The sequence below is a fragment of the Sanguibacter sp. TS_SC_8 genome (assembly GCF_055361235.1).
In genome coordinates this window covers 1,999,336-2,016,081 of sequence record NZ_CM143955.1, presented here as the reverse complement: position 1 = coordinate 2,016,081, position 16,746 = coordinate 1,999,336, and the positions used below count along the sequence as shown (strand labels likewise).

Genomic DNA, 16,746 nt, shown 5'->3' with positions numbered 1-16,746 from the left:
TTCGTTGTGGACGTGAAGCGCCCCAGGTTTCGTGCCGCTTCTATGCGGGTTGAAACTGCTCGGTGAGTGAAGCGTAGTGGATGTGCTCGTACTCGATGGGTGGGACGTTGCCCAGACTGCCGTGCAGGCGCCGGTTGTTGTACCAGTCGACCCATCCGGCGGTCGCGTATTCGACGTCGGCGATGGTCTTGTAGGGGCCGCTCTGGAAGACTGTGGTGCGGATGCATTCGGCCTTGTAGAGCCCGTTGATCGTCTCCGCCAGGGCGTTGTCGTAGGCAGTCGCCCACGGTCCCGATGGAGGGGCGAATGTCCTCCAGGGCGAGGTGCTCGGTGAGCTTGATCGAGGTGTACTGGGCGAGTTCAATCGGTCGACGCAACACCGGGCTGTTGAAGCGAGCGTAGTTGCTCGTCGAACACCTCGGCGGGAGTCTTCCAGCCGAGGATCTTGCGGGGCCTGTTGTTGAGCGCCGAGGGGACGGCTTCGAGGTCCTCGGCAGACCAACGAGATAAGTCGGTGCCCTTCGGAAAGTACTGCCGGAGTAGCCCGTTCGTGTTCTCATTCGTCGGCCGCTGCCACGGCGAGTGCGGGTCGGCGAAGAACACCTTCGTGCCGGTGTCGAGGTTGAACTGGGCGTGCCCGGAGAGTTCCTTGCCGCGGTCCCAGGTGAGGGTCTTTCGCAGTTGCTCGGGCAGGCGCGCCACCGACGCTGTGAGCGCGGCGTTCATCGCAATGGCGCCGTAGCCGCCCAGCGATGGACCATTCTTCACGGGTGGCTTCTCGCCCCAGCCCTCCAATCGCGGCAGATGCACCAGGATCGTGGAGCGGCTGCTGCGTTCGACGAGCGTGCCGATCGCGGACCGGCCCGTCCCGTCCCGATGATCAAATCTCCTTCCCAGTGCCCGCCGAGCGTGCGGTCGGCGGCCCCGGCGGGCCGCTCGGAGAGGACGACATCCGCGGTGACATGCCCCTGCGGCTTGTTCCGCGACCGCGCCCGAGGTTCCCGCAGTGCCCGGCCGGTGCGCAAGCATGCGACCAGTTCCCTCTTGAGCGCGCCGCGCCCCTCGATGAACAGCGACTGGTAGATCGCCTCATGGCTGATACGCATGGACTGATCATCGGGGAAGTCGACCCTGAGGCGGTGGGAGATCTGTTCCGGGCTCCACGCCGATGCCCAACGGCGGTCCTGGCGGTGCGGTTTGTTCAGCCCCTTCCACGCTGGTGGCTCAGGGCCGGTGACGACCGTGCCATCGGGTCGGCACACGCTTCCGGCGAGCCTGTCTTGCACGTAGTCACGCAACCTGTCGTTGCCCACGAGCTTCGCGGTCTTCGGGAGCTTCGCGGCTGCTGCGCCTTCCACTGCGCCACCAGGGCGCGGTAGACCTGCGTGCCGCCCCTGGTTGCCGCGTTGCGGCGAAGTTCGCGTGAGATCGTTCCCGGGGCGCGTCCAATCCAGCGGGCGATCGCGCGCACCCCGACCTCCTGAGCGTGCAGCAACGCGATCTCCTCACGCTCGGCGAACGACAGGTAGCGGCCCGTGGGCTCGGCCAGGCTGATCGGCGGCATGCCGCCAGCGTGACGGAACCAACGAGACCCGACCGGCCACGACACACCCACCGCTTCCGCGGCCTCGACCGTCGTCACGCCCGACGCAATCCGCCGCCAGAAATCGCGCTGCACCGCTCGAGACGGCTCAGGCCGGCCCGGTGAACGCATCGCTGGCCTCAACGCCCGATCGGCCGCCCACTGCCGCCGCGCGCCCGAACAAGGCTCGGGCCTCTGCTGCCTGCCACGTCCCATCGCACACCTCCGTGATCGAGGTGTTGCGACGATCAGTTGAATCCGCCCATGAGTACCTCCAGGTGTCGTCGGAACACCACTCACGCTCACCGCGTCATATAGACCCACCGATGACGCACTCTGTCGTCGCTGGTCAACCACCTCATGACGGGCGGATGACGCACGCTCGTCATCACCGCCAGCCGATCGTCACGGTGATGACGCACCGATGACGCTGAACCTCATCGCGGCGTCGGACCCCAGCGTCATCGCCGCGTCTATATGCCGTGCGGACAGTGGTCTCACCATGTTCATTCCACGGAGGTCCTCATGATTACCAGCAAGTCCACACTCCGCCTCGTCACCCCCGAGACCGCCCCGCGGGCGCGGCCTGCCCACCGGGGAGCCGAGGTCGTCACCATCAATATCCAACCCGACGACCAAGTCCTCCTGACCGTCCCCGAAGCCGCACGCCGCCTCGGAATCAGCCGCGCACTGCTCTACCAAATGATCGCCACCCGCGAGATCGAATCCGTCCACGTCCACACCCTGCGAAAGATCACCCCCGAAGCCCTCACCCGGTTCGTCGAGTCACTCCGGGAGCAGGGGGACTGACGACCGTTCGTCATGGGGCTGGGGCTGGGGCGGTGACCGTGAAACGAGTCGACTGCGTTCTCGTTCTCCACGAGCACCCGTGTTGGCCTATCCCGGCATGAGCAAAGAACAGTCGCTCCGCGGCAGGGCTCGTGCTGTTGATCCGCTCGAGAGTCCGTGAGTTCATATCCCAAACTGGTGGCTGGGGTGCCAGACAGCTCCCCCGTGGCTCCACCGGCACGCCGCTATGCCAGTGCCCAGCCGGGCGCCACCTCATCCAAGTAGGCCTGACGCTCGGGCCCGAAGCGCTTGGCCCCGTTCCGGGCGTGCTGGCGCTGATTGACCAGCCACCGGCCGAGCTTGCGTTCAGCAGCGTCGACCGACCGGAGCGAAGGCCAGTGCCCAGTCTGGGCACGGTGCGCGGATACGGCATCGGCATTGGCTGTCCACGGCTCCCCCATAGGCTCGAGCCACCCCGGGGCCACCAGGTCCAGGTGCGCCCGGCGTGCAGGGGTCAGGCAGGAATTGCCGCTCGCTGCGGCCGATCGCTGACGTTTGAACCACATTGCTAGTTGGCGCTCGGCCCGGGTATCACCCACTTGGGATGGCCACCGACCGGCAGCCAATCGATGAGCCACCAGCGCGGCGGCCGCAGCGCCCCACGCATCGCCGCGTGGATCCGCCCACTCGGGAGCCGCAGCGTCCAGGTGAGCTCGGCGCTGCGGCGTGAGCTCTAGCGAGCCGGTCTTGGCGAGGGATCTCTGATGGCTGAGCCACTCTCCAAGTTGCCTCTCGCCTGGATCCTGCGTCGCCGTCGACGGCCAGTGCCCCGTTGCCACGTGGAACGCGAGCGTCGCCTCAGCCTGGGTGATCCACGCGGGAGTGCGAGCGTCAGACCATCCGGGGGCCGTGGCATCCAGGTGGGCTCGGCGCTCCGATGTGATCACCTCAGCCTTCGCTGCCTTGCGCTGCTGGCCGAGCCACTGACCAAGCAACCTGGTCTCGCGGTGAGGCGAGGACGCGGGCGGCCACGTGCTGGTCTCCGCACGATAGGCAGCAAGCGCATGGGCTTTGGACAGCCACCGGCTCTCGCGGGTCTCGGGCAGGCCAAGCGCGCGGCTCACGGCTGGTCCCACGCGGGACTCACACGCCCACGGGCCATTTTGCTTTCACTCGCCGATCGTAGGGCCCGAGCCACCAACCTGCCGGTCAGCGGACGACGGTGCCTTCGAGAGGTGTCCCGCGAGCAAACGCACACTCCTTGAAGTGAGGGGTCCATCCACACCCGGGAGCTCCGTTCGCACGCTACGACAGAGGCACCGTGAAGGTGAGATGACCACGCAAGCATCGACTGTGAGGAGACCGTGATGACGACGCACACGTGGATCGAGGAAGCCCAAAGGCTCCTCACGACCACCGAGACCACAAGCCGAGGGATCTGGACCCTACTCGCCGTCGCCGGCCAAGCCGCCATGAACCTCGCCCTCGCCCTCCCACTGACCGAAGCCGCAGGGGTCACGATGCTGGCGATGGACATCCGCCAAGTCCAAGGCGAGATCGAATGGATCTACCCCGATCTCATGACCCAACGCCCACCGATCACAGTCGGCATGGTCGCCGACCACGAGCAGAACGCCGTCAAGGCGCTGATCACCGACCTGGTCGCAGCAGCCACCGCCCGCGGACTCCAGATCGACCCGACGCTCAGCACAGCACTCGGCTTGGGCCCGGGGCACTACCTAGGCCGCGGTTCGACGCGATGAACAGCCACCCCACCGTCGGCGACCTCATGAACACCGCCACCGTCCACCTCACCCGCGCCACCACCTCCCTGGCCGTCGCGCCCTTCGACACCCTCCCCCAAGCGCGCGCTACCATCGTTGCGTTCCACCAGATCCTGGATGCCCTCGCCAAGCACAGCCAGGTGCTTCTGGGGACCGGACGGCACGAGGGCCTCAGGTCCAGCACAACGACCGACGTGCGCGAGATCGCCTCCCTGCACCTGAGCGAAGACATCCGCACCTACCTCGACACCCAGTCCCGCACCGCCCAGCCCGTCACGCTCGACCCCACGCAGCCGTGGTCGGCAGCCGCCCGCTGCGTACGCGGAGCCACGGACCTGCTCCTCATGCACGCCGACAACACCACCGGCACATTCCAACCGCTCTCCGCTAGCGCCGCCCTCTTCGTCGACCAAGACGTCCGACTGGCGGGCCTGAAGCGTGCCGCGACCATGACGACCACCGTCCTAGGCGGCCGAGACCGGCTCGCCCTCCGCGCAGGACAGGCCGGTGTCCCATGGGCTGCTGTGCGCACGATCATGACCGGCCTCGATGAGATGCACGACGCCGCCACAGCGCTCACCCTTGGCGTACCGGTGCCCTCGCGCCGTCTCGACAGCACCGGGCCGATCCACCCCGTAGTGCGGACCTTCGACCCGCTCGTCGAGCTCACCGACAACATGCGCGCACTGCGCCAACGGGCCTGGGAACTCGTTGCGACCCCGAGCTACGAAATCGCACCGCTGCAACGCTTCGCCGCCCTCGGCCTCGCAGTCCACGTGCGCGCTGCTCAGTTCTACGCAGGCACTGACCTGCCCGTGCCGGGCGAGGACCACCAGCACGTCGTTGACGTCCTCATGCACCGGGCCGCCGCGTGGAGAGACCTCGCGGCCACGCTGTACCCCGTGCGCAGCATCGACCCCCGCGACTCCCTCGGCGGCAAGGGCATCTCCCGCGCAGCGACTCTCCTGGCTCAGTACGCCGACCTCCACAGCACGCCCGCCCCAGGCGGACACGTCACAGCACGTCAGCAGCGGACGAAGCAGGCAGTCAACGGGGTACTTTCCCTTATGGGCGACATCACGGCATGGAACACACGCACGTTCAACGCCCTGGCCCGGTCGAATCAGCTCTTCCTACCAGCCCGAGAACTCAGCCGCGACGACCTCAGCCAGGACAGCACCGCCGCAGCAGCCAAACTAGCCGGCGGCTACACCGCACTCCCCGAGCATCACGCCGCGCAGATCTCCGATCACTACACCGCCCTGATGCGAGTACGCAATGGGCCCCTCGAGCGCAACCCAGCAGTGACACCAACCGCTTCGCAAAACGCGGAGCCGGCACCGAGAGCCTTCTAACCTCTTCTGCTCTGTCTCCGCGGGTCTACGGACACCTTGGTCGACGGAGTGGACCGCGGCCGCCTCAGTGAAGAACGAACGGGACTCGGCATGGCCATGGCACCACTCGGCGTCGTCCTCGCGCGACACGTGGTTCATCTCCCGCTCGTCGCTCGCTTCAACTGCGGGACCCTGGTTGCACCGCGCCCGCCGTCCGGCAGCAACTGATGGCAGCCGACGACTGAGCCGAGATGGTGAGAGCACTGATCGGCATCGCCTCCCGAGAACGACGAGAGCCGTCTAGGTCCTGTAACCCAAGGGTTACGACACGCTGAGGTTATGGGACGACTCACCATTGCAGGAGCGACACCTACAAGAACCTCCACCGCGGCGCTCGATCGTTCACCGAAGGACTCGATGCCGCGATCCGCAACCCCGGCATGTACCAGGGCACGCAGGTCACTGACGAGCACATCGCACTCGAGCAACTGGTCGCATTCAGCGTCCGCGCCCGGTGGGTCGACCAGGCAACCGTCATAGGCACAGTAGACCAACCGATCCTGACGAAATGACCGCACGTCCTGAAGAATCGCTCAGGGCGCATCAAGGTCGATCCCGGGTGAAGTTAGGCCCCCGTTCGTTTGAGGCCCGCGACATTTCGCGGGCCCGGTGTATGTGGGGCCGAAGTGTCCTGTTCCAAGCGGTCCCGAACCACTATCTTGATGCCCAGAGTCCGTGCGGCCCGCCCGGGCATAGCTCGGTGATTCGATGGAGCGGGAGCGATAATGCCAGTTGACTTCAGCGTGTTTGAACAGGCTGATGTGCCTACCAATGAGGTGCGCCATCCCCGTGACGTCTTCGCCGCACTACCTCGAGTACCTGGATACGAGTACCTTCGAGGCCCGCAGGACCAGGTCCTCGATCAGTGGGACGCCCGCCGCTCAGAGAGCGACCTCGTTGTCAAGCTGAATACCGGCGGTGGTAAGACCGTCGTGGGCCTCTTGATCGCACAGTGTTCACTCGCTGAGGAATCAGGGCCCGTCGCCTACCTCGTTCCAGACCACTACCTCGCTGAGCAAGTTCGCAACGAGGCTGCAGCGCTGGGCATCCCCGTGACCGACGATCCAGCATCGTATGAATACCAGCACCAGAAGGCGATCCTCGTAGATGTCTTCCAGCGCCTCGTCAACGGGATGTCCGTTTTCGGTGTCGGAGGTACCTCTCACAAGGCAGCGCGGTATGGCCTGGGCACCGTCGTTGTCGACGACGCCCACGCGTGCCTGGCGAAGGCCGAGGACGCGTTCCGGTTGCGCCTGCCGTCGGGCACGAACGCATACTTCGAGCTCCTCGAACTGTTCGCAGATGTTCTCGACCAACAGAGCCAGAACTCGCTCTTGGACATCCGTGCGGGACGTCGGTCAGCGCTCCTTCGCGTGCCGTACTGGGCGTGGCAAGACCGCCAACGCGATGTGCTCAGGATCATCCATCCCCTCACAGAGTCCACCCCCTACTCCTTCGTCTGGCCGTTGATCGTTGACGTGCTGCCAATGTGTCGCGCGGCTTTCGCCTCCGAAGCAGTCGAAATCGCTCCCGACCACCTGCCGATCGACGTTCTGACTGGGTTCGCTGGGGCGAAGCGCCGCGTCTACCTGACTGCGACCCTGGCAGACGACAGCGTGCTCGTGAGGGACTTCAATGCCGACCCGAACACGATCGCGCGGCCAATCACGCCAGCCAACGCCGGTGACATAGGGGATCGGCTAGTCGTAATCCCTCAGGAGATCGTCCCAGAGGCGTCAGATAACGATATTCGTGACCTGGTCGTCGGCCTCGCCGCGAAGCGAAACGTCGTCGTGATCGTGCCCAGCAAGGCGCGTTCGGAGATCTGGGAGAAGCTGGGCGCCCGCGTCTTCGACAAGGACTCGATCAAGGAGGGGATCGAGCAGTTGCGCTCCAACCCGCGACTTGGGTTGGTCGCGCTCGTGAACCGCTACGACGGAGTCGACCTCCCAGGGGACTCCTGTCATGTGCTTGTCATCGACGGCTTGCCGGAATCCTTGGGAGCGATTGACCGTCTTGGGGAGGCAGAACTTGCCGGGTCAGACGCGCTCTTGCGCAATCAGATTCAACGCATCGAGCAGGGCATGGGTCGTGCAGTGCGTTCCAACGACGACCACAGTGTTGTCCTACTCATGGGTGCGCGGATGATTGAACGACTCCTGCGTCCAGGTGCCGAAGATGCCCTCTCTCCGGCCACTCGAGCGCAGATGAAGCTTTCTCGTGAGATCGCGCAGACGATCAAGGGAAATGGCGTACCTGAACTGCTGTCAGTCATCCAGCAGGTCCTGAATCGTGACAAGGGGTGGATCACCGCGAGTCGCTCGCGTCTCGCCACCCTGCGCTACGAGAGCAAGGAGGTTGACCTTGTCACCACCCAACGGCGGGCCGCGTTCAACAGCGCCTCTCATGGTCGGCACGGGGACGCGGTGACTGCCCTGCAGGTGGCACTCGACGCAAGCCAGGATCGGGTGGTTCGAGGACAGCTCCTCCAAGAGACCGCGACGTACCAGCACTCTCTCAACCCGGTCACGGCCCAGGAGACGCAGCGCGCTGCGAATGAGTTGAACCGTTCACTCCTGCGACCCTCGACGGGTGTCGACTACGCGAAACTCGGAACTCCGGTCCAGGAGCAAGGTGCCGGAGCATCAGCGTGGTATCAGAACCGGTACCGAACGGGAGCCGGACTCCGCCTGGGCTTCAACGCGTTGCTCGGAGACCTAGCATTTGGACCGCGTACCAGACAGTTCGAGGCAGCGATGGACGACCTCGCTTCACACCTCGGATTTGCCGGACAGCGACCAGAACACGAGATTGGGCGAGGGCCGGACAACCTGTGGGCGTTGAACGACAATACCTTCCTTGTCATCGAGGCAAAGAGCGGTGCTATGGAGCATCCCGTCGTCAAGGACGATGCGAAGCAGCTGTCCAATTCTATGGACTGGTTTCGAGACCAGTACCCCATGACCTCTGGAACCCCCGTTCTGATCCACCCTTGGGCGTCCTTCGATTCAAAGGCTGCGATCCCACAACGGTGCGTCGTTGTGACGACAGAGAAGCTATTCCTTCTGCGTGATGCCCTAGACCAGTTCGCGACGGCGCTCTCCGACAGCGATACGTTCCGTGACCCGAAGAGGGTAGGCACCTTGCTTGCCCACCACGGGCTGACGGCGCAGCACCTCTTGAGCCGCTACGCGGTTGAGGCGCGAAGCGGCAAGTGACCAGCGCCAGAGGCCCGAAGACGTACAAGCCATGGCGGTGGACGCCGTGTGTCTAGGGTCGTGGGCAGGACGGTCGAGAAGCTCGAGCAGGTCCCTATCAGGTCCACGTTCGAGGACTTCATGGAGGAGTCTGGTGCCCTCATCCAGACCGTCTCGAGGCCGACCACATCCCAGGCGGCCTGGAAGTTAACCGTGAGGGCGGTCCGGCTCGATGTCGCCGCAGGTAGACGGCAATAAATCGTCCGAACGCGTCCACCGGCGACCCCACCGATCCAGCCCTTTCACGGAGTTAGGCTCCCAGAGATTCAAAGGTAGAGCCTCTTTGCCCCTGAAGCACCTGGCCCAGGTCGCAGTGGTGTCGGCCGCCATCAGCGCGGTGTCGATTTCGTCGTTGTAGCGGTCGAGGATCATGCCGTAGACGTCTTCGGGCAGGTAGCCCCGTGCGCGCTGCCCGGTGCACGAGGTCGAAAGATCCGGGAACCTCGCCATTGACGTCGTCGAGCGGTCCGTCAAGCCTGTCGCCCGTCACGTACTACTAGCGCGAGCTCGTCGACGACTTGCTCTCGGCTGATCTCGCCCGCTGATGGCGGCAACAACACTGGCAAGTAGCCGCGACGAGGGGCCTCGCCGAATGCGCTAATGCGTCTCGTCGAAGCTCTCTTCATTGTCCGGATCGTCGGGCTCACGCTCGACGCGCTCGAACTCATCGTGCTCATGATCGTCGTACTCATGGTCGTCACTGTCCCCCAGTTCGTCGGCAAGCAACATTGCCTCCTCTTCTGCCAGGTCCGTCGCGTTTCCCATTGCACCGAGGAACAAGAGGTCGCTTGGGGTGCCCTGAAACGTCGGCATCGAGTCGCGCACTAACTTCTCAAGCGCGCGTCGCATATGCACGTCAGCCGACGAGCCCAGCCAGTGTGCAGGTACTTGCATCAAGTGGCGGTTCCTGCGAACCCACGCCTCACCCTTCGCCACCCGCTGAGCGACTTCTTGCATCTCTTGCTCCTCCTTCAGCACCTCATCGGATACCGCCACCCCGAGGAACTCGTTGGCCTTAGCGAGAAACGTCTTGAGGGTCATCTGGTGGTAAAAGGCGGTGGTGGCGACGGTGCACTCCTTGAACTCAGCGAGCAACTCTGGCCTGGGCTGGTCCGGATGTGCCAAGCTCCCCTTCTGCACCCAGTCCCCTTTTCGGTCGTCGCTTACGAGGAGGACGGAACGATCCTCACGCTTGGCGAGTGAGAGAATTTCGGCCCACAGCAGGTAGTCCCCGGCGGCATGCATGGGGGACTTCTTGGAGGCATCCGCGTAGCCGGGAGGGACTTGATACGGCAGTCGGTAGGTGACGAAGCGACGAACCCGCTTGCGTATCTTCCCAGCGCTTGGTGGCGGGAGGACGCGATCCTCGAGCAGCGCCTCGATCCGCCGAAGCAGTGGATCGGCCAAAGCGTCGATCGAGTGGGGGTCCCCACCCTTGATCTTGGTCAGTTCCGCCCGCAGGCGCTCGGCAGAGGCGGAGCCAGCGCTCGCGACGGCTGCCTGCGACTCTTGGTACTTCGAGCTGCCGAAGTTCTTGAGAGAGTTCTCCATCCGCGAAACGGCGTCGAAAGCGTCGGCGTAGGCCTTCTGAAGTTTCTGCGTCTCGCTCACCCGATTGCGATGAAACTCAATCCCAACCTGGTAGGGGATCCGAAGCCGATCACCCACTTCCTCGAGAGTCTTGAACCGGGCCTCACGGTTCTCTGGAGTCCGGCCATAGAAGTCGAGCAGCACATTAGTGTCCAAGACGACGAGCGCTTCCTTTACTGCTCGCTCGTCGAGGCCAGGATCGTCGCGCAGGAGGTGGCTAAAAGTGTTCTTCACGCCGCAACCCTGACAGACCGAGGCGCATGCCGGCCCGCGACACGGCGGACGCATCGTGCGTCTTATTCGCAGTTCCTCACCTGGGTAGGTACAGCCCACTCCAATGGGTGTGGTGCCACCACCGGGAGCTCGCCATGTCGCGCGAATGCCACACCAGCTCTGGTTTGTCCCACTCGATCGCTGCGGCACTAGCCGTCTTGGGCGCCTGGGTCAGGCTCAAGGTTCAAGGCGTCGACGGCCACACGGTCACCGGGCCCAACCTTCTCCGTCTGTCGCTCGTGTGGATCGTCCAGGCGCACCTAGTCCAGCGCTCCGAGGCCCACGCGGCACTACTGGCGGTCGAGCGCGGCACTGCTGGCGGTCGAGCGCGGCACTGCTGGCGGTCAAGCGCGGCACTGCTGGCGGTCAAGCGCGGCACTGCTGGCGGTCGAGCGCGGCACTGCTGGCGGTCGAGCGCGGCACTGCTGGCGGTCGAGCGCGGCACTGCTGGCGGTCGAGCGCGCCTCACCACGCTCACCACCAGGAACCGTCGTCATCGAGGTTGGTTGGCACTGCCAGACGTTGGCGGGCGCTGTACGGAGGGGCGAGGCGAAAAGGAGGCTGATGGACGAGCAGCTGGGCTCGCTGGCTTGCCAGCAGCATATCCGCCCTTGCGTTCGATCGCTCCGACCTTGCGGCCCCCGGTGGGGCTGGACTTGTCGCTCATGCCGTTCTCCACTCAGAGAGCTGGTACCGCTTGAATGAACTCAGCGTATGCGACCTGGTCCCAGTTCACGAGCGCCGCAACGCCTGTGTGCACCAGGAAACCGTTGCCGTCGACGGACGGAACACCGGTGACCGGGTCAACTTCGCACGTGTCCACGAAGTAGAGGTCTTGAGGGTGAGGGAAACCCGCGGCATAGCTCCCTGGGAGTCCGTTCCCATCGGTCTCTGATGCCCAGTAGCCCACGATCCAGGTTTGGTCTTTAAGTCTCAGGCGCACATAGCCGACCAGGTTCGGCTGCTGGAAGAGCTGGTCCCAGCCGCGCGGATACGGCGCGGGGCCGACAATCGGACGCACCAACTTCCAGTTCCTGTTCGCCCCTGTTCCGACGAGGAACCCGGCGAGTGCCGGAAGAAGGGCAAGTAGTGGCGGTACGGCCCACACCCACCAGGGAAGCGCTCGTCCATCTTCGACTCGCCCCGACACCACCAACTCTCGGTACCCCTGGTAGAGCAAAGGAAGTGCCAACACGCCGAAGACCGCAGAAGCTCCGAGGAACCGAACGAGACGGTCAGACAGGCCTATCCCCCAGGCTCCGGCCTCGCGTTCAAAGGCCCAGGTGTAGAACGCTCCTGGGAGGATGGCAAACACGGCGATGACCAGGGCTTGGAAGGTTGACGGCACACGAAATGATCGCTCACTCAGGCACCCCCATCAAACCTCGCGTCGAGCTTCAGGAGCACCAGCACAAGACTTCACCCGCTCGATCTGCGACCGGGTGAGCACAACTGCAGCCGAAGGTTCTGCCGTGTCGACGCTGGTCACCCCAGCCCCAGGGGCCGATGTAACCGCCCCCACGCCACGGACATAGCTGTCCAGCGCGGAAAACTCGTGTCCGATGAGAGTTCGCCTAGCGGCCTTGTGCTGCCGGAATGCCTTTCGAGAGCACCGAGTCGCCCAAACCTCGGGATTACGCCGGCGCTCTTCGTGCGCAGGCCCTAACAAGAGGGGCTGACTCCCCGCGAGCCGTCACGGCGAACGTCCAACACGGGTCGCGGCGTGCCTGGCATAGAAACGGACAATCTGCTTGTCAGAGGCACCCGCTGCCCGCATCCTGCGCGCGGTGGCTCGCATCTCAAGGTGGTCTGCCCAGAGTCCTATGACCTGACTGAGACCGCAGACCTTCCCGACAACGGAGATGATCGCGAGAACCGAAGCCCCTGCGAGGGGGCCGGCCAGACAATCCATGAGATCCATACCCACTCCATTCCAGGCACGCCAACGGAGGTCTTGGCAGTGCTGCAGTGGAACGGGGTGGCAGATCTCCTCAGGTTTGAATGCGGGGCGCACCCAAGTGCGGATTCGAGTGTGACGGGTGTATAGAGACGGCGTCAACCTAAAGGGCCAGGTTTGATACCGCTCCTGTTTGAGCCTAAGGAGAATCTGCCCCAAGAAGATCATTCGGAGCCGAAGGCTCGTGCCGTGAGGTTGGTCGACGAGCACCTCGGCGAGTATCAGAACGTGACTGCGTCGTCGTTCGCTGCTGCCAAGCAGTTGGGGGTGTCGGTTCACCGGTTGGTCGATCAGGCCGAGGTCGATGCTGCTGGCGTCCTCGGGCGACACTGAAACTTCTACTCGAGTCGACGGTCACGCCTACATCTGCGGCGCCCATCGTGGGGACTCGGGGCCGAGATACGAATGCGCGGTGCCGGGACGCTCACTGCTCGACGTGAGCCGCGATGAGTTCGCGTTGCACGGTCGATAGGTCGAGGCCGCCGCCCAGGCTGGCGTTCAGGGGTTCGGCGGCCGCGGCAGGGGTTCGAGGCGCGGCCGCGACACCGGTCGACCGCGCGCCCACTCTCGCCGCGTACATCGAGCGATAAGCCACCAGCTCCACCGTCGTCGGGCAGATCGCCTTGGACCGTCGGCGCACGAACCCCACCATCCCCGATGGAGCAGGCGCCCTAGCGCTGATGTCCGAGAGGTCATCGTTATCAAACTGTGTCCACACGCGTCCACACCAGACTTAGGCCCCCAGTTAGGCCCCCAGGGCCCCTTCAGACACGAAAAAGGCCACCACCGCTTTCGCGGTGATGGCCTCCGACCTGCGTAAACGCTGGTCGGGATGACAGGATTTGAACCTGCGACCCCTTGACCCCCAGTCAAGTGCGCTACCAAGCTGCGCCACATCCCGAAGGTTCCCACCCTGGGCCCGAAGACCCGTTGTGAGAACCTCACCGACCCCGGAGGGCCGTAGAGAACATTACCCCATCCGGAGAGGTGCTCACGACTCCATGATGCCGTCGGCGCTGATGGTGGCCCCAGCCGGCACCGTCGCCGGAGCACCCGGATCGGCCAGAGACGCAGCGCCCACGGCGGTCACGTCGGCCAAGAACGTCCAGTCCCCCGCGACCGTCAGCGACGTCGCCCCGACCAGTGAAGGTGCCCCGGCCGCGAACCGCGCGTCGAAGGCCCCGATGGTCTTGTAGAACGACGCATCCAGGTCCACCAGCGGCGCGTCGACCACCGCGGTCAGGCGGTAGTCCTCCCCCAGCTCGTACACGTCAGAGCGCAGCACGAGCAGGTCGTTCGTCGTCTTCACCGGCAGGAACCGTCCCCGATCCACCTCGAGCACCACCGCTCCCTCGAACACCTCGATCGCGGCACCCATCGCGGACTCGATCTGGATGACCGGCGTCGACGACGCATCGGCCGGGTCCACCGTCTTGGCGTTGCGGATGAGCGGCAGCGCCAGCACCCCACCGGACCGGGAGAGCTCGTCCGCAAGCGCCGACAGGTCGAACCAGAGGTTGTTCGTGTTGAAGTACCGGTGCTTGGAGATGTCGGCAGCAGCAGCCGCGTCCGCGTCGAGCGTCTGAGCGGTCTCGCGCAGCACGATCCGGCCGTCGCTCTTGCGGACCACCTGGTGGCCGCCCTTGCGGTCGGCCGGGGTGCGCACGGCGACCTCCGCGCCGAAGGGCGCCCCGGAGGAGGCGAACCACCCGGCGAGGGCCGCGTCGGGGGCCGCACCGAGGTTGTCGGAGTTGGACACGTGCGCGTACCGGTAGCCGGCCGCCAGCAACGCCGAGAGCACCCCGGAGGTCTGCAGGGCCGTGTACAGGTCGCCGTGCCCCGGAGGGCACCATTCCAGGCTCGGGTCGGCCTCCCAGGCCACCGGCGTGAGGTCGTCGGCGCGCAGCTTCGGCTCCCGGTTCTGCAGGAAGTCGAGCGGCACCCCGTCCACGGCCACGTCCGGGTGGGCGGCCAGCGCCGCCAGCGTGTCGTCCTGCGTGCGGAAGCTGTTCATGAACACGAGCGGCAGCTTCACGCCAAACGCAGCCCGGGCGTGACGGACCTGCCCGACGATGACGTCGAGGAAGGACTCCTCCCCGCGCACGGTGAGCAGCGACTTCGCCTTGTCCATCCCCATTGACGTGCCGAGCCCGCCGTTGAGCTTGATGACCGCCGTCTGGGCGAGCGCCGCGCGCCCCACCTCCTCGGTGACGTCGAGGTCACTCTGGCGCGGGACGTCGACGAGCGGGTCGACGTCCGCCTCGGCGATGATCCCCGTCTCCCCCGCCTCCAGCAGCCCGTAGAAGTGGGAGAACACGTCGATCGCGGTCGTGTGCACGCCGCCGTCGCGCATCTTGCGCCGTGCCTGGTCCAGTCCGGATTCGCTCATGGCCCGACCCTACCGAGTACACCCCGGGAACGCACAGACCCGGACAGCGGCGACCGAGCCGAGTGGCTCACGTCACAGCTGCCCGGGTCAGGGAGCGGTCCGGTCAGCGCTTGCGCTTCTCGCGCACGCGCACCGAGATGGAGATCGGCGAGCCCTCGAAGCCGAAGGTCTCCCGCAGGCGCCTCTCGATGAAGCGTCGGTAGCCGGCCTCGAGGAACCCGGTCGCGAAGATGACGAAGCGCGGCGGCCGGGTGGACGCCTGCGTCGCGAAGAGGATGCGCGGCTGCTTGCCACCACGCAGCGGGTGCGGGTGCTCGCCGACGAGCTCGCCGAGGAAGGAGTTCAGGCGCCCGGTCGAGATGCGCATGTCCCAGGACTCGAGCGACTTCTCCAGGGCCGGCACGAGCCGGTCGGTGTGCCAGCCGGTCGCCGCGGAGATGTTCACCCGCGGGGCCCACTGCACCTGGACGAGGTCACGCTCGATCTCGCGCTCGAGGAACGGACGACGGTCCTCGTCCATGAGGTCCCACTTGTTGTACGCGATGACCACGGCTCGACCGGAGTCGATGACCTGGGAGATCACGCGGGTGTCCTGCTCGGTGAGCTTCTCGCTCGCGTCGAGGAGCACGACGGCGACCTCGGCCTTCTCGATCGCGGCCTGCGTGCGCAGCGAGGCGTAGAAGTCGGCGCCGGAGGTCTGGTGCACGCGGCGGCGGATACCGGCGGTGTCCACGAACATCCACGGCTTGCCGCGCAGCTCGACGAGCTCGTCGACCGGGTCACGGGTGGTGCCGGCGACGGAGTCGACGACCACACGCTCGGCTCCGGCGACCTTGTTGAGCAGGGAGGACTTGCCCACGTTGGGGCGTCCCACGAGCGCCACGCGGCGCGGACCGTGGACGATCGCCTTGCCGTGGACCGTCTCGGTCGGCAGGGTGCGCATGACGGCGTCGAGCAGGTCGCCGGTGCCACGGCCGTGCAGCGCGGAGACCGGGAAGGGCTCGCCCAGGCCCAGGCTCCACAGCTCGGAGGCGTCGGCCTCGGCGCGCGGGCCGTCGACCTTGTTGGCGCACAGGATCACGGGCTTGCCGGACCGGCGCAGCATCCGGACGACCTGCTCGTCGGTCGAGGTCGGTCCCACGGTCGCGTCGACGACGAACATCACGGCGTCGGCGAGGCTGATCGCGACCTCGGCCTGCTCGGCGACGCGCGCCTCGATGCCGGCGACGTCGACCTCCCAGCCGCCGGTGTCGACGAGCATGAAGCGGCGCCCGGCCCACTCGGCGGGGTAGCTCACACGGTCCCGGGTCACCCCGGGCTTGTCCTCCACGACCGCCTCGCGGCGGCCGATGATGCGGTTGACCAGCGTCGACTTGCCGACGTTGGGTCGCCCGACGACGGCGAGCACGGGCAGTGCGAGGGCTGCGTCCTCGTCGCCGCCCTCCCCGAGCTCTCCACCGAGCAGCGCGAGGTCGTCCTCGGCCAGCTCGTAGTCTTCGAGCCCGGCGCGCAGGGCGCGCTCACGGACCTCGTCGGAGGGCCCTTCGCTGCCGGACGGCACCTGGGAGGCTGCTGCCTCGCTCGCGGTGCTGGGGGTTGCGGGGGACGCCGCGGGCGCGGTCAGGTCCTCGGAAAGGTTCTGTTCAGGCGTGCTCATACACCCATTGTCCCAGCCGCAGAGGGGTCCCACGAACACACCCCGTCCTGCCCGACGCCGCAGCGCCCGTGCGG

The 16,746-nt window shown here is 65.8% G+C and carries 10 protein-coding genes, 1 tRNA gene and 3 pseudogenes; 6 read left to right on the top strand and 8 right to left on the bottom strand.

Annotated elements, in window-relative coordinates; all coding sequences use genetic code 11:
- Positions 1 to 40: 40 nt before the first annotated feature.
- Together ACWA15_RS09135 and ACWA15_RS09130 are read right to left on the bottom strand one after the other, a co-directional pair.
- Positions 41 to 353 (bottom strand): annotated as a pseudogene (locus ACWA15_RS09135) (integrase core domain-containing protein); the annotation flags it as partial.
- 7 nt (positions 354 to 360) lie between these two features.
- Positions 361 to 1,714: pseudogene (locus ACWA15_RS09130) on the bottom strand (IS30 family transposase).
- A 393-nt stretch (positions 1,715 to 2,107) separates the two neighbouring features.
- Between ACWA15_RS09130 and ACWA15_RS09125 the strand changes: the two are divergent.
- Positions 2,108 to 2,392: a helix-turn-helix domain-containing protein gene (locus ACWA15_RS09125; protein ID WP_464059317.1), complete on the top strand. Its 285-nt coding sequence runs from the start codon at positions 2,108 to 2,110 to the stop codon at positions 2,390 to 2,392.
- Between the two features lie 224 nt (positions 2,393 to 2,616).
- Here ACWA15_RS09125 and ACWA15_RS09120 read toward each other — a convergent pair whose 3' ends face one another.
- Positions 2,617 to 3,495, bottom strand: coding sequence for a helicase associated domain-containing protein (locus ACWA15_RS09120; protein ID WP_464059316.1), 879 nt, complete (start codon positions 3,493 to 3,495; stop codon positions 2,617 to 2,619).
- Positions 3,496 to 3,738: 243 nt separating this feature from the next.
- Here ACWA15_RS09120 and ACWA15_RS09115 point away from each other — a divergent pair, with 243 nt between their 5' ends.
- The 4 genes and pseudogenes from ACWA15_RS09115 (at position 3,739) to ACWA15_RS09100 (ending at position 8,767) form a co-directional block, all read left to right on the top strand.
- Complete coding sequence (locus ACWA15_RS09115) at positions 3,739 to 4,134, top strand: hypothetical protein (protein ID WP_464059314.1); 396 nt, start codon at positions 3,739 to 3,741, stop codon at positions 4,132 to 4,134.
- A complete protein-coding gene (locus ACWA15_RS09110; protein ID WP_464059313.1) occupies positions 4,131 to 5,510 on the top strand; it encodes a hypothetical protein in 1,380 nt (459 codons plus the stop codon). Before ACWA15_RS09115 ends, ACWA15_RS09110 begins: the two co-directional genes overlap by 4 nt.
- A 395-nt stretch (positions 5,511 to 5,905) precedes the next feature.
- A pseudogene (locus ACWA15_RS09105) lies at positions 5,906 to 6,061 on the top strand (hypothetical protein); the annotation flags it as partial.
- Between the two features lie 213 nt (positions 6,062 to 6,274).
- Entirely contained in the window at positions 6,275 to 8,767 is a 2,493-nt protein-coding gene (locus tag ACWA15_RS09100) for a helicase C-terminal domain-containing protein (RefSeq protein ID WP_464059311.1), read from the top strand.
- A gap of 636 nt (positions 8,768 to 9,403) precedes the next feature.
- On the opposite strand, the gene ACWA15_RS09095 is transcribed toward ACWA15_RS09100, so the two are convergent.
- Both ACWA15_RS09095 and ACWA15_RS09090 read right to left on the bottom strand, forming a co-directional pair.
- Positions 9,404 to 10,630 (bottom strand): PIN domain-containing protein, encoded by a 1,227-nt coding sequence (locus ACWA15_RS09095; protein ID WP_464059309.1) that lies wholly within the window; start codon positions 10,628 to 10,630, stop codon positions 9,404 to 9,406.
- Positions 10,631 to 11,348: 718 nt separating this feature from the next.
- Positions 11,349 to 11,984: a DUF6338 family protein gene (locus ACWA15_RS09090; protein ID WP_464059307.1), complete on the bottom strand. Its 636-nt coding sequence runs from the start codon at positions 11,982 to 11,984 to the stop codon at positions 11,349 to 11,351.
- Positions 11,985 to 12,815: 831 nt separating this feature from the next.
- Here ACWA15_RS09090 and ACWA15_RS09085 point away from each other — a divergent pair.
- Positions 12,816 to 12,959: a hypothetical protein gene (locus ACWA15_RS09085; protein ID WP_464059305.1), complete on the top strand. Its 144-nt coding sequence runs from the start codon at positions 12,816 to 12,818 to the stop codon at positions 12,957 to 12,959.
- A 491-nt stretch (positions 12,960 to 13,450) separates the two neighbouring features.
- Here ACWA15_RS09085 and ACWA15_RS09080 read toward each other — a convergent pair.
- From ACWA15_RS09080 to der, 3 genes are all read right to left on the bottom strand, one after another.
- Positions 13,451 to 13,527: transfer RNA gene (locus tag ACWA15_RS09080), tRNA-Pro, on the bottom strand.
- Positions 13,528 to 13,617: 90 nt separating this feature from the next.
- A complete protein-coding gene (locus tag ACWA15_RS09075) occupies positions 13,618 to 15,015 on the bottom strand; it encodes a UTP--glucose-1-phosphate uridylyltransferase (protein WP_464059304.1) in 1,398 nt (465 codons plus the stop codon).
- Positions 15,016 to 15,118: 103 nt separating this feature from the next.
- The gene (gene der, locus ACWA15_RS09070; RefSeq protein ID WP_464059303.1) at positions 15,119 to 16,672 is read right to left on the bottom strand and encodes a ribosome biogenesis GTPase Der; all 1,554 of its coding nucleotides are present in this window, start codon (positions 16,670 to 16,672) and stop codon (positions 15,119 to 15,121) included.
- Between the last annotated feature and the right edge of the window lie 74 nt (positions 16,673 to 16,746).